Source organism: Conyzicola sp., assembly GCF_057073975.1.
On the sequence record NZ_JBXMIS010000134.1, the window covers coordinates 1 to 13,044 of the forward strand.

Consider the following 13,044-nt stretch of genomic DNA (forward strand, 5'->3'; position numbering starts at 1 on the left):
CTCGGTGCTCACACCATCCACGCCGATCTCCACGCGGTGGTCGCGCAGCAGCTTGCCGCCGCGGAGGTTGTAGAACCCGATCGCCAGGCGGTGCGGCCGGATGGTGGGGTAGTCGGGCGCTGCCTCCTGCAGCACCGCGAACGAGGTGATCGTGCCATCCGCATCGGTCTCGATGGCCGGGCGCAGCGTGTTGACACCCGCGTTCTCGAGCCACAGCTTGCTCCAGCTCGTCAGCTCGCGACCGGACGTCTTCTCGAGCTCGGCGAGGAGGTCGGTGAGCTCGGTGTTGCCGTACTGGTGCTTCTGGAAGTAGGCGGCGACGCCGGCCATAAACTGCTCGAGCCCCACCCAGGCGACCAGCTGCTTGAGCACCGACCCACCCTTGGCGTAGGTGATCCCGTCGAAGTTGACCTGGACGTCCTCGAGGTCGTTGATGGTGGCCACGACCGGGTGGGTCGACGGCAGCTGGTCCTGGCGGTAGGCCCAGCTCTTCTCCATCGCCTGGAAGGTGGTCCACGCCTCGTGCCACTCGGTGGCCTCGGCGGTCGCGATGGTCGAGGCCCACTCGGCGAAGCTCTCATTGAGCCAGAGGTCGTTCCACCACTTCATGGTGACGAGGTCGCCGAACCACATGTGGGCGAGCTCGTGCAGGATCGTGACGACGCGACGCTCCTTGATGGCGTCGGTCACCTTGCTTCTGAAGACGTAGGTCTCTGTGAACGTCACGGCGCCCGCGTTCTCCATGGCGCCCGCGTTGAACTCAGGAACGAACAGCTGGTCGTACTTGGTGAAGGGGTAGTCGTAGTCGAACTTCTCCTCGAAGTAGGCGAAGCCCTGGCGGGTCTTCTCGAAGATGTAGTCGGCGTCGAGGTACTGGCTGAGCGACTTGCGGCTGAAGATGCCGAGTGGCACCGTGCGGCCGCCGCGGGTGGTGAGCTCGGAGCGCACGACAGCGTAGGGGCCGGCGACGAGCGCGGTGACGTAGCTGGAGAGGATCGGGGTCGGCGCGAAGACCCACGTCGCGGCCTCGCCGGTGACTGACGGAGCCGGCGTCGGCTCGTTGCTCACGACCTCCCACGCGGATGGCGCGGTCACCGTGAACTGGAACGTCGCCTTGAGGTCTGGCTGCTCGAATACCGCGAACACGCGGCGGGAGTCTGGCACCTCGAACTGCGTGTAGAGGTAGACCTCGCCGTCGACCGGGTCGACGAAGCGGTGCAGGCCCTCGCCGGAGTTGGTGTACTCCATGTCGGCGACGACCTCGAGCACGTTCTCTGCGGCGAGCCCGTCGAGCTGGATGCGGGCGCCGTCGGCCGCGTTCTCGAGAACCGTGCCGTTGAGCGTCACAGAATGAACCGTGGATGTGATCGCGTCGATGAAGGTCGACGCGCCATCCGCTGCGGTGAACCGCACGACGGTGCTGGAGCGGAATGTCGTGTCGCCCGTCGTGAGGTCGAGGGCGATCTCGTAGCTCTGAACATCGACGAGAGCCTTGCGCTGCTGGGCTTCGATGCGGGTGAGGTTCTCTCCGGGCACGCTGGTCTCCTGTACGTCGATGGATCGCTGCTCGTGACAGCAGGAACAACCCTAGCCGCGCGAGCGGCCACAATAGAGGGATGCGCATCCACATCGCCACGGATCACGCCGGACTCGAGTTCAGCACTGACCTGCAGCAGCACCTGACCGCCAACGGCCATGAGGTCATCGACCACGGCCCCACCGAGTACGACCCGCTCGACGACTACCCGTCGTTCTGCATCAATGCCGCCCGCGCGGTCGTCGTCGACCAGCTCGCCGGCATCGAGGCACTCGGCATCGTCTTCGGCGGCTCCGGCAACGGCGAGGCGATCGCCGCCAACAAGGTGTCTGGCGCCCGCGCCGCCCTGGTGTGGAGCCTCGCGACGGCGGTGCTCGGCCGCGAGCACAACGACGCCAACGTCATCGCGATCGGCGCCCGCCAGCACAGCTTCGACGAGGTCACGAGCTTCGTCGACACCTTCATCGCCACGCCGTTCTCTGGCGATGAGCGCCACGTGCGCCGCATCGCGCAGCTCGCGGAGTACGAGACGACCGGCGCGATCACCGACCGCCAGATCGACTAGGGCGCAGCCCGTGCCAGAGGGCCACTCCGTTCACCGCATCGCCCGGCAGTTTCGGCTGCACTTCGTCGGCAAGACGGCAGAGATCACGAGCCCGCAGGGTCGGTTCGCCGCGGGTGCGGCCCAGCTGACCGGCCACGAGATGGTGCAGGCGCTCGCGGTGGGCAAGCAGATGTTCCTCGAGTTCGATCACGGGCTCTGGCTGCGGGTGCACCTCGGGCTCTACGGCGCGTGGGACTTCGCGGGCGACGTGACCGTCGACGCCACCATCGCCTCGGCGAACGGCCGCATCGGTCAGACCAACCAGCGAGGCACCTTCGAGGCGCTCTCTGACGACGCCGAGGCATCCAACTCGTCGATCGGAGCACCGCGCCGCACCCGCCTGCGCATGTCGGAGAGCGAGACGCCAGAGGCACCCATCGCGACCTTCCCGCCAGAGCCGATCGGCGCCGTGCGCGTGCGCCTGCTCACCGATGCGACCGTCGCCGACCTTCGCGGGCCGACGAAGTGCGAGGTGCTCGACGCGGCAGAGGTGAACGCCGTGATGGCCAAGCTCGGCCCCGACCCTCTCGTCGACCCGCCGAAGAAGGGCGAGCAGCGGTTCGTGGATGCCGTGGCCAAGACCTCGACCCCGATCGGCCTGCTGCTCATGGACCAGTCCGTCATCGCCGGCATCGGCAACGTCTACCGTGCAGAGATGCTGTTTCGCGCCCGCCTCGACCCGCACACGCCTGGCCGCGATGTGCCAGAGGAGACCGTGCGCGCCCTCTACCGCGACTGGACGAAACTGCTCACCACCGGCGTGCGGCTCGGCCAGATGATGACGATGGACGGGCTGACGAAGCAGCAGTACCAGGCGGCGCTCGCGAGCCGCGACGACCGCCACTGGGTCTACCACCGCACCGGCAAGCCCTGCCGGGTGTGCGGCACCCCGATCGTGATGGAGATGGCCGCCGGCCGCAAGCTCTACTACTGCCCCTCGTGCCAAGCTTGATGGATGCGGCACACCCCTACCTACCTGCTCACTGACGAGACGGAGGTCAAGCGCCTCATTCGCGAGAACCCGTGGGCGACGATCGTCTCGAACACGGCGAACGGGCTCGTCGCCTCGCACTATCCCGTGGTGCTCGAGGAGGGCCTCGACCACATCAGCATCGTCAGCCACGTCGGGCGGCCCGATGAGCAGCTGCACGAGCTTGGCCAGCACGAGGTGCTCGTCACCATCCAGGGGCCGCACGGCTACATCTCTCCCGGCTGGTACGAGAACGACGAGCTCGTTCCCACCTGGAACCACGTCACCGCCCACCTCTACGGCACGCCAGAGATTCTCAGCGACGAGGAGAACTTCACGGTGCTCGACCAGCTCGTCGACCACTTCGAGCAGCGCATGCCGCAGCCGGTGACGATCATGCTCGATGAGAACGCGAGCCGCCGCATCGCCAAGGGCACCGTTGGCGTCCGCCTTCGCGTCACCCGCTTCGACGCCCGCCTCAAGCTCAGCCAGAACAAGTCGCCGGAGGTGCTCGAGCGCATCGTCGCCGCCCTCGAAGGCGAGGGGCCCTATGCCTCGGCAGAGCTCGCGGCAGAGATGAGACGCAGTGCTGCTTCGTAACGCACGAGTCGACGGGGCCGTCGTCGACATCCGACTGGATGACGGCGTCATCACCGAGATCGCGCCCGGTCTGCGCGGCGAGGGCCTCGACCTCGACGGCCGCTTCGTCATGCCGGGTCTCTGGGACGAGCACGTGCACCTCAGCCAGTGGGCGCTCACCGCCAACCGGCTCGACGTGTCGGCGGCGGCCTCGGCCCGCGAGGTCGCGGCACTCGTGGGGGAGGCGCTTGCCTCGGCTCCGCGCGCGGTGACCTTCGTGGCGCAGGGCTTCCGCGACGGGATGTGGGCCGACGCCCCGAACCTGGCCGACCTCGATGCGGTCTCTGGCGGGCATCCGGTCGTCATCATCAGCGCCGACCTGCACGCTGCCTGGCTCAACTCCGCTGCCCTGTCGCTCTACGGGCACGCGGGCAACGAGACGGGCCTGCTGCGCGAGGAGCCGGCGTTCGAGGTGACCCGGCGAGTCGGAGAGATTCCCGACGACGTGCTCGACGGCTGGGTGCGTGCCGCGGGGCTCGCGGCGGCGGCTCGCGGCGTCGTCGGCGTGGTCGACCTCGAGATGGGCTGGAACCTCGACACCTGGACGCGCCGCATGGCCGCCGGTTTCGACACCCAGCGCGTCGAGTTCGGCGTCTACCGGCAGCACCTCGACCGCGCGATCGGCCTCGGGCTGCACACGGGTCAGCAGATCACCCCGCTGCTGTCGGTCGGCCGGTTCAAGATCCTCACCGACGGCTCGCTCAACACCCGCACGGCGTACTGCGCTGCCGACTACCCGGGCCAGCCGGGGCAGCGCGGCCTGCTCGAGGTCGAGCCGGCAGAGCTCGTCGACCTTGTCGGCCGGGCACACCGCGCTGGAATCGTGTCGAGCGTGCACGCCATCGGCGATGCGGCCAACACCGTCGCCCTCGACGCCTTCGAGGCGGTCGGCTGCGGGGGCCGCATCGAGCACGCGCAGCTGGTCGCCGAGGCAGACTTCGCCCGATTCGCCGCCCTCGGCGTCGTGGCGAGCGTTCAGCCGGAGCACGCCATGGACGACCGCGACGTCGCCGACCGCTACTGGGCCGGCTGGATCGACCGCGCCTACGCGTGGAAGAGGTTCCTCGACGCGGGGGCAACGCTCGCCTTCGGCTCCGATGCGCCGGTCGCGCCGCTCGACCCGTGGGTCACGATGGCGGCCGCGGTCGGGCGTGCGCGCGACGGTCGCGACCCGTGGATTGCGCAGCAGCGACTGGATGTGGGTGACGCGATCGCGGCATCCACGCGTACCACGGTTGCCATCGGCCAGCCCGCCGACCTCGTGATCACCGAGCTCGACCCCCGCGGCGTCGATCACGAACAGTTGCGCTCGATGCCTGTCGCTGGGACGCTTGTCGCGGGGCGCTTTAGCTATTCGGCGATAGATCCGAAGGACTCGAATTGAAGCTCACCTGGCTTGGCACCGCGAGCGTGCTCCTCGACTATGCAGGCATCCGACTGCTCACCGACCCCGTGTTCGACCCCAACGGGCGCAGCTACGGCTTCGGGCCGCCCGCCACGCCGAAAGCGTGGTTCTCGTCGACCCGCGACTACGAGGTTCCGTTGCAGTCGGGCGAGCTCGGCGTGATCGACGGCGTGCTCATCAGCCACGACCACCACGCAGACAACCTCGACGACGCGGGGCGCGACTTCGTTGTGTCCGGCACGGCGGCACCCGTCGTCACCAACCCGAGAGCGGCTGTGCGCCTCTCGCGGGTGCGCGACGACGTGCGTGGCCTTCGCGCTGGGCGCTCGACGACGATCGGCGCGGTGACCATCACCGCGACACCGGCGCAGCACGGACCGCGACTGACCCCGCAGGCTGGTCAGGTCTGCGGGTTCCTGCTCGAGGCACCGGGGGAGCCAACGGTGTGGATCAGCGGCGACACGGTGCTCACTCCCGCTCTTCGCGCATGGGCCACCGCCCACCGCGGCATCGACGTCGCCGTTGTGCACGCCGGCGGGGTGCACTTCGCCGCCTCACCGGTGCTCGGCTCCGCGCTGTTCACGATGGATGCCGACCAGGTCGTCGAGCTGCTGCAGCTGCTGGAGCCCGGGGTGGTCGTGCCGATCCACCGCAGCGGCTGGTCGCACTTCGAGCCGCAGCAGCGGCTGCACGAGGCGCTCGACGCCGCGGGGCTGCTGGAGCGAACACGGTGGCTGGAGCTGGGGGAGGCAACGACAGCATGAGGATTCGGCACCGCGATCACGAGCCGCACGTCGATCCGACGGCGTACGTCGCACCGACGGCCGTGCTCAGCGGCGACGTGCGCATCGGGGCTGGCAGCCGCATCCTGTTCGGCGCCGTTCTCACCGCGGAGGGAGGAACAATCACGATCGGCGAGAACGTCGTGGTCATGGAGAACGCGGTGCTGCGCAGCACCGCTCGCGACAGCCTCACGATCGGCGACAACTGCATCGTCGGGCCGCGCAGCTATGTCGCGGGCGCAGACATCCACGACGAGGTGTTTCTCGCCACCGGCTCCAGCGTGTTCAACGGCGCGGTGATCGGCACCCAGAGCGAGGTGCGCATCAACGGCACCGTGCACCTGCGCAGCGTTCTGCCGGCAGGCTCGATGGTGCCGATCGGATGGATCGCCGTCGGCAATCCTGCGCAGGTCTTCTCGCCAGCGCAGCACGATGAGCTCTGGCCGCTGCAGGCCGAGCAGGACTTTCCCGGCTACGTGTTCGGCGTCGACCGCAGCTCGCCCACCGCGATGGTCGAGATCACCGAGCGCTGGTCGAGGTCGCTGTCGATGCACCTCGACGACGAGGTGCTCTAGCGCGCAGCGCCTGCTAGCTGGAGATGTGCGCGAAGAGGAACCAGCGATCCTTCTCGAGGCCGCGCGCGATCTCGATGGCGACATCCTGCGACGCCGGGTCGAGCTCTGCGAGCTCGTCGACCGCGGTGCGCACGCTCACCAGCGTGGCGTCGATCGAGGCGATGATCTGCGCGATCACGGCGTCGGACTGCTGGAAGCCCGCGTCGAAGACGGGGGTGGTGGCCTTGGCGCCGACCGTCTGGATGCGCACATCGAGCGGAAGGCCAAGGGCCACGACGCGCTCCGCGGCGGTGTCGGCATACTCGTGGGCGTGGTCGACGATGGTGTCGAGCAGTTCGTGCACGGCCTGGAAGTTGGCTCCGCGAACGTGCCAGTGGGCCTGCTTGCCGTCGACACCGAGGGCGGTGAGGTCGACGACGACCGGGCCGAGGAACTGGGCGACGCCGGCAACGGTATCGGCATCCATTGAGCTCTGGGGAACGACCTTGATGTCAGTCATGTGACGACTCCTATCTACGTGTGACCCAACGCTACGCGGCTGGATGTATTCCGCAAGCAAGCTGAGGCAACGCTTACGTGGGTTGTCGGGTGGGCTAACCCCCGCAGCGGTTGGGGAGCCCGCGGGATGCCGCGAACGCGCGCGGATCGCTTTGCTTGGTACAGACAGACCACTGGCACTATGAGAACAGGCAGACATGACAACCACCGACACAGCGATCCCCGCGACACAGCAGGAGCCGGCCCTCTACTGGCAGCTCTGGCGTGGAGTGCCGCGCGAGCTGCTCTTCCTCCTCCTCGGGTTTCCCATCGCCCTCGCGGCATTCGTCGTGACCCAGACGCTGTTCTGGACGGGCGTCGGGTCGATCTTCACCTTCATCCTCGGTGTGATCTGCATCGTCGGAGCCATGTACGTCGGGCGAGGAATGGGATGGCTCGAACTGCGTCGCCTCGAGTTCGCCGGCATGCCGCGCATCGAGGAGCCGCTGTGGCAGCAGCGTGAGCCAGGCTTCTGGAGCTGGCTGCGCTCGATGTTCGGCAACGGCCACTACTGGCTCTACGTGCTCTACACGAGCGTCACCAACTTTCTCGTGACTCTCATCAGCTGGAGCCTCACGGTCACCTGGGTTGCCCTCATCCTCGGCGGTGCCACGTTCCCCATCTGGGCCGAGCGGGTCGAGCCGATCGCCGACGGGCCGAGGATCGCGTTCTCCATCATCGCCGGACTGCTCGCCCTCGCGAGCCTCCCACTGCTCACCCGCGGACTCACCCTCGTGCACTACTACCAGTCCAAGCTGCTGCTCGGTGCTTTCGCCTCCGACGCGCTGCGGGCCCAGGTCGGTGACCTCGCCGAGGCGCGCGGGGCCGCGATCTCTGCCGAGGGGCACTCGCTTCGCCGCCTCGAGCGCGACATCCATGACGGTCCGCAGCAGCGTCTCGTGCGCCTGCAGATGGACCTCGCCGCAGCCGAGCGCCAGCTCGACGCCGACCCCGACAAGGCCCGCACGCTCATCGCCGAGGCGATGACGCAGTCGAAGGAGGCGCTAGAGGAGCTGCGGGCACTCAGCCGTGGCTTCGCTCCTCCCATGCTGCTCGACCGCGGCCTGGTGGCCGCCCTCGAGTCGGCAGCCACCCGCAGCACCGTGCCGACCCGTGTCGTGAGCGAGCTCGGCGACGCCTCACTGCCGCTCGAGATCGAGCGCAACGCCTACTTCGTCGCGAGCGAGGCCCTCGCCAACGCGGCAAAGCACGCCGGTGCGAGCGACGTCGAGGTGCGACTGCACCAGCGACTGGATGCCGACACGACCTGGCTCGACGTTATCGTCACCGACAACGGGGCTGGCGGCGCTGTCGCGACCCCAGGGCACGGACTGGCGGGCCTCGAGGAGCGCATGCGCGGACTCGGCGGCTCTCTTCAGGTGCAGAGCCCTCCCGGTGGGCCGACGATCGTGTCTGCGCACCTTCCGGTGTCGTCCGCGACCACGGGCAGCGTCCAGCCCTAGGCTGGGCGGGTGCTTGCTAGCTCCGTGCGTGTTGCTGTTGCCGACGACTCCGTGCTGCTCCGCGAGGGGCTGGTGCGGGTTCTCGTCGAGGCCGGGTGTGAGGTCGTCGGCTCCTTCGCCGACGGCGACGCCCTGCTCGCCGCCCTGCCAGACCTCGATGTCGGACTCGTCGTGCTCGACGTCAGGATGCCCCCGTCGTTCAAGGATGAAGGGGTGCGTGCGGCGATCGCGGCGCGCGCGATCAAGCCCCAGCTCGGCATCCTGCTGCTGTCGCAGTATGTCGAGGTTGCCTACGCCCGCGAGCTGCTCTCTGGCGGCACGGGCGGCATCGGCTACCTGCTGAAAGACCGCGTCGCCTCCCTTGCCGAGCTCGAGGATGCCGTCGGCCGAATTGCGGCCGGAGGCACCGTGCTCGACCCAGAGGTCGTCTCCCAGCTGCTCGGCCGTCGGGTCGACCCACTCTCGACCCTGACGCCGCGGGAGCACGAGGTGCTCGCACTCATGGCAGAGGGGCGCACCAACGCAGGCATCGCCGAGGCGCTGTTCATCGGCACCGGGGCAGTGGAGAAGAACGTGACGGCGATCTTCCAGAAGCTGGGACTCGACGACTCGGGCACCGACCACCGCCGGGTGCTCGCGGTGCTCGCGTGGCTGCAGCGCTGACCGAGCGTGTGCTGACCGCGGCCGCCCAGCGTCTCTCGCCTCCCAGTTCATCTCGCGGGGACCTTCGGCCCTGGGCGCGGCGAACCCCGGCGCGCAGCCTCGGGAGATGACTCCTCGACTGCGCCTCCTCCTCGCGGTGCTGGTGGTCGGCTCTGCGCTCACGGGGTGCACGAGTGCGCCCTCTCCTCAACCGACGCCGAGTGCCTCGTCCAGCCCCTCTGCGAGTGCCTCGCCGTCTGCGTCGCCGTCATCTAGCAGCTCGCCCGCCCCGACCGAGACCCCGCCGCCGCCACTGGACCCGCCACCGAGCGCGGTCACCGGGCTCACCGCGACGATGGGAGGCGGAAGCGGCGAGGTGCTCCTGCGCTGGACCCAGAACCCGGAGCAGGACGTGGTCTCGTACATCGTGCTGAGGACATCCACTCCGGGAGGGCCCATGGCGAGGATCGGCACGGTAACGCGCCAGGAGGTCACCCAGTTCGAGGTGGTGCCGTTCGTCGACTCGGAGACCACGGTTGGCTACTACCGAGTGCGCGCAGTCGACGCGGCGGGGCAGGAGGGCCCGGACTCCATCGAGGTCTGCGGTGCTTCGGTCGGCAACAGCTGCTAACAGCTCTGGGGCGGCAGCCGCGGGAAAAACCAGGTGGAGGGGCTGACGAGAATCGAACTCGCATCATCTGTTTGGAAGACAGAGGCTTTACCACTAAGCTACAGCCCCGAATATTCAGCGACGAATCGCTGGATCTTCGAGTTTCGTGCGTGCTCCCGAAGGAGTGGCTCCGTCGAATACTGTACCCGAACTCGGCAGGGAGTTTTCGCGGGTGGGTGCAGTGCGTCGGGTCTAGAGCGGCAGGTACGAAGCCAAGATCGGCTCGATCGTCGACCACATCGTCGCGTAGAGCACGCCGACACCGATCGATAGCACCATGCTGATGACGGCGAGTGCCACGCCCCAGCGGGCGAGCACGCGGCCAGCCGGCTTGAGGTCCATCGACTCGAACTCGCGCGCCCGGCGAAGCCCGAGGATGCTGAAGATGAGTCCGAACAGCGAGATGCCAAGGAAGCTCAGAATGAATCCGGCAATCGCCTTGCCGTTCTTCGGCGTCTCCACTGGACCGCTCGGCGTGGCGATGGCTGGCATTGTGCTCGAGTCGAACATGGAGTTGAAGTCGAATCCGCTGCCGGCAGATACAGCGGGTGTGGCCTCGCCGGAGGGCTGAGCCACCCAGCCAGCAGACAGCGCGCCGAACAATGGGTTAGACACCTCCGGCAGCTGCGAAGCGTACTGCGGGATGGTCACGACGGCGGCCGCGGCGGCTGCGGCCGCCTCTGGTGTCATCGCGGCGACGCCGCCCGATGCTGGCGGGATAGGCGCGGTGCCAGTCGCGGCTGGGGTGATGACAAGGGCGCTTCCGGCGGGCGGAGCCAGAGGCGCTGCGGCTGGAGGCTGCGGCGCTGCGATGGCGGCAGGTGCCGGAGGCGGGGTGAATGCGGGCGCCGGCGGCGGGGTGAATGCGGGCGCCGGCGGCGCAGTGAGAGCGGGAGCGGGTGCCGCAGCGTAGGTAGGGACCGGGGCGGGCGCGGCAGCGTAGGTGGGAGCGGGAGCAGGAGCAGGAGCAGGAGCGGCGGCGTACGCGGGCGCCGGGGCCGTGGAGTACGACGGTGCTGGTTCTGGGGTCGTGACCGAGAACGTCGGCGCGGCGGTGAATGCAGGCGCCGCGGTGACGGCGGGCGCCGAAGCCGGGGGGGTGCTGCCGACGAGAGGCGACTCGGCGACGTGCTGCGACGGCGCGGCGTGTGCGGCGTGGGCAGAGGGAATAGCGAGCTGGGCCGTCGGTGGGTTAGGGGCGAATGCCGCACCGGGTCGAGTGTGATCGGTCCAGTCGATGCCGCCCCACCAACGCTCGTTCGACGAGTTGGCCGGATCGGTGTACCAGCCTGCAGCGGGTCTCGTTGTAGCCGTGTCCATAGAGCGCCTCCCCCCGGTTGATTGATGCCAATCGCGCTTCCGGGTTTGAGCGTATCCAATTGTTCCCAGCAACAACGAGACCCCGATTGAGGGGTACTCGGCGCTGTCTGCGGCACTCAGCGGGGCAATAGTATGACGTGTCGACACCACGGCCCACGGAGGACCCATTGAAGAAGATCACCCTGTCGGATCGATTCCGCTACTGGTTCGACAACGTGATGTCGAGGGGCGTCATCGCCCTCGTTGGGCTCCTCGGAGTCGTCACCTTCGTGTTCGTTCTCGTGATGGGCACCCTCGTCGCCATCCTTCCGTTCACCAAGCCGGATGACGACCCGAGCATGAGCTTCGGCGAGGGACTGTGGGCGAGCCTCATGCGCACCCTCGACCCGGGAACCATGGGCGGCGACGTCGGCCCCGGCTTCCGCGCGGCCATGCTCATCGTCACCATCGGCGGTCTCATCGTCGTGGCGAGCCTTATCGGTGTCGTCTCCAATGCCTTCGACGGCAAGGTGGAGGAGCTGCGCAAGGGCCGCTCCACCGTGCTGGAGAAGGAGCACACGGTCATCCTCGGCTGGAGCTCGAAGGTGTTCCCGGTCATCGCAGAGATCATGCTCGCCAACGAGTCGGAGGGGCGCTCGGCCATCGTGATCCTCGCCGACCGCGACAAGGTCGAGATGGAGGACGAAATCGCCGCCCGCATCGGCAAGTCGGGCAAGACGAAGGTGATCGTGCGATCCGGCGACCCGATGGACCTCACCGACCTTGAGCTGGCGAGCCCGCACACGGCGCGCAGCATCATCCTGCTCGCTCCGGAGAACGACACCGACCCCGACTCCATCGTCGTCAAGACGGCCCTGGCCATCACCAACAACCCGCACCGCAAGGACGGCAAGTACCACGTCGTCGCAGAGCTGAACGCCCCGGAGTACCTCGAGGCTGCGACCCTCGTCGGTCGCGACGAGGTGCACTGGGTGCTCACGAGCGACCTGATCAGCCGCATCACCGTGCAGAGCTGCCGCCAGAGCGGCCTCAGCGTCGTCTACTCAGAGCTGCTCACCTTCGAGGGCGACGAGATCTACTTCACCGAGCAGCCGACCCTCACCGGCAAGACCTACTTCGAGACGCAGTTCGCCTTCGTCGACTCGAGCGTGCTCGGCATCGTCTCCGGTGGCTCCGTGCACATCAACCCTCCGGCCGACACCGTGCTCGGTGCCGGTGACCAGCTCATCGTGATCGCGGAGGACGACAGCGCCATCCGTCTCGCATCGACCATCGGTGCCGCCGACGAGTCGGCGATCAGCTCTGCCACGCCGAACGACCACGCCCCGGAGCGCACGCTCGTGCTCGGCTACAACTCGAGCCTCGAGGTCATGCTCCGCGAGCTCAACGAGTACGTGCCAGCCGGCTCGAGTGTCACGGTGCTCGCCGATCACGCCCAGCCGGAATTCGGCGCCTACGAGAACCTGGCCATCGCGTTCACCCGCGGCGACACGACCAGCCGAGCACAACTCGAGGCACTCGACGTCGCGACCTTCGACCACGTCATCGTGCTCGCCTATCGCGAGGACCTGACCACGCAGCAGGCCGACACCAAGACGCTCATCACCCTGCTGCACCTCCGCGACATCGAGGAGAAGGCCGGTATCGACCTCAACATCGTCAGCGAGATGCTCGACGACCGCAACCGCGAGCTCGCCGAGGTCACCAAGGCCGACGACTTCATCGTCAGCGACAAGCTGATCAGCCTCATGCTCTCTCAGGTGAGCGAGAACAAGCGTCTCACCGAGGTCTTCGACACGCTCTTCTCCAGCTCGGGCAGTGAGATCTACCTGCGCCCGGCGGAGCTCTACGTCACCCCGGGCGCGGCCATGAACTTCTACACCGTTCTCGAGTCGGCGGC

General features: G+C 68.0%; 13 protein-coding genes and 1 tRNA gene. 10 read left to right on the forward strand and 4 right to left on the reverse strand.

Annotated features, from left to right (window positions below; all coding sequences use genetic code 11):
- Positions 1 to 1,536, reverse strand: a 1,536-nt coding sequence (gene pepN, locus AC14A7_RS11930) for an aminopeptidase N (RefSeq protein WP_484009323.1), incomplete at its 3' end; no start/stop codon positions are given.
- Positions 1,537 to 1,616: 80 nt separating this feature from the next.
- Here pepN and AC14A7_RS11935 point away from each other — a divergent pair.
- From AC14A7_RS11935 to AC14A7_RS11960, 6 genes are read left to right on the forward strand one after another with little or no spacing between them, the layout of a single operon-like run.
- On the forward strand, positions 1,617 to 2,102 hold the full coding sequence (locus AC14A7_RS11935; protein ID WP_484009325.1) for a ribose-5-phosphate isomerase: 486 nt from the start codon (positions 1,617 to 1,619) through the stop codon (positions 2,100 to 2,102).
- A 10-nt stretch (positions 2,103 to 2,112) separates the two neighbouring features.
- Positions 2,113 to 3,093, forward strand: a complete 981-nt coding sequence (locus tag AC14A7_RS11940; protein WP_484009327.1) for an Fpg/Nei family DNA glycosylase — start codon at positions 2,113 to 2,115, stop codon at positions 3,091 to 3,093.
- 3 nt (positions 3,094 to 3,096) lie between these two features.
- On the forward strand, positions 3,097 to 3,711 hold the full coding sequence (locus tag AC14A7_RS11945; protein WP_484009329.1) for an FMN-binding negative transcriptional regulator: 615 nt from the start codon (positions 3,097 to 3,099) through the stop codon (positions 3,709 to 3,711).
- The gene (locus AC14A7_RS11950) at positions 3,698 to 5,134 is read left to right on the forward strand and encodes an amidohydrolase (RefSeq protein WP_484009331.1); all 1,437 of its coding nucleotides are present in this window, start codon (positions 3,698 to 3,700) and stop codon (positions 5,132 to 5,134) included. The genes AC14A7_RS11945 and AC14A7_RS11950 overlap by 14 nt, the downstream gene beginning before the upstream one ends.
- Positions 5,131 to 5,919: an MBL fold metallo-hydrolase gene (locus AC14A7_RS11955; RefSeq protein ID WP_484009333.1), complete on the forward strand. Its 789-nt coding sequence runs from the start codon at positions 5,131 to 5,133 to the stop codon at positions 5,917 to 5,919. Before AC14A7_RS11950 ends, AC14A7_RS11955 begins: the two co-directional genes overlap by 4 nt.
- The gene (locus AC14A7_RS11960; protein WP_484009335.1) at positions 5,916 to 6,512 is read left to right on the forward strand and encodes a gamma carbonic anhydrase family protein; all 597 of its coding nucleotides are present in this window, start codon (positions 5,916 to 5,918) and stop codon (positions 6,510 to 6,512) included. The genes AC14A7_RS11955 and AC14A7_RS11960 overlap by 4 nt, the downstream gene beginning before the upstream one ends.
- 13 nt (positions 6,513 to 6,525) lie before the next feature.
- Here AC14A7_RS11960 and AC14A7_RS11965 read toward each other — a convergent pair whose 3' ends face one another.
- The gene (locus AC14A7_RS11965; protein WP_484009337.1) at positions 6,526 to 7,011 is read right to left on the reverse strand and encodes a Dps family protein; all 486 of its coding nucleotides are present in this window, start codon (positions 7,009 to 7,011) and stop codon (positions 6,526 to 6,528) included.
- 196 nt (positions 7,012 to 7,207) lie between these two features.
- On the opposite strand from AC14A7_RS11965, the gene AC14A7_RS11970 reads away from it, so the two are divergent.
- The 3 genes from AC14A7_RS11970 (at position 7,208) to AC14A7_RS11980 (ending at position 9,785) form a co-directional block, all read left to right on the forward strand.
- Positions 7,208 to 8,512: a sensor histidine kinase gene (locus AC14A7_RS11970; protein ID WP_484009339.1), complete on the forward strand. Its 1,305-nt coding sequence runs from the start codon at positions 7,208 to 7,210 to the stop codon at positions 8,510 to 8,512.
- 9 nt (positions 8,513 to 8,521) lie between these two features.
- Positions 8,522 to 9,175, forward strand: a complete 654-nt coding sequence (locus AC14A7_RS11975; protein ID WP_484009341.1) for a response regulator transcription factor — start codon at positions 8,522 to 8,524, stop codon at positions 9,173 to 9,175.
- A 106-nt stretch (positions 9,176 to 9,281) separates the two neighbouring features.
- A complete protein-coding gene (locus tag AC14A7_RS11980; protein ID WP_484009343.1) occupies positions 9,282 to 9,785 on the forward strand; it encodes a hypothetical protein in 504 nt (167 codons plus the stop codon).
- A 34-nt stretch (positions 9,786 to 9,819) separates the two neighbouring features.
- Here AC14A7_RS11980 and AC14A7_RS11985 read toward each other — a convergent pair.
- Together AC14A7_RS11985 and AC14A7_RS11990 are read right to left on the reverse strand one after the other, a co-directional pair.
- Positions 9,820 to 9,893 (reverse strand) — tRNA-Gly (locus AC14A7_RS11985).
- A gap of 123 nt (positions 9,894 to 10,016) precedes the next feature.
- Positions 10,017 to 11,144, reverse strand: coding sequence for a DUF2510 domain-containing protein (locus AC14A7_RS11990; RefSeq protein WP_484009345.1), 1,128 nt, complete (start codon positions 11,142 to 11,144; stop codon positions 10,017 to 10,019).
- A gap of 167 nt (positions 11,145 to 11,311) precedes the next feature.
- On the opposite strand from AC14A7_RS11990, the gene AC14A7_RS11995 reads away from it, so the two are divergent.
- Positions 11,312 to 13,044: CASTOR/POLLUX-related putative ion channel (locus AC14A7_RS11995; RefSeq protein ID WP_484009347.1), on the forward strand; the 1,733-nt coding region annotated here is incomplete at its 3' end.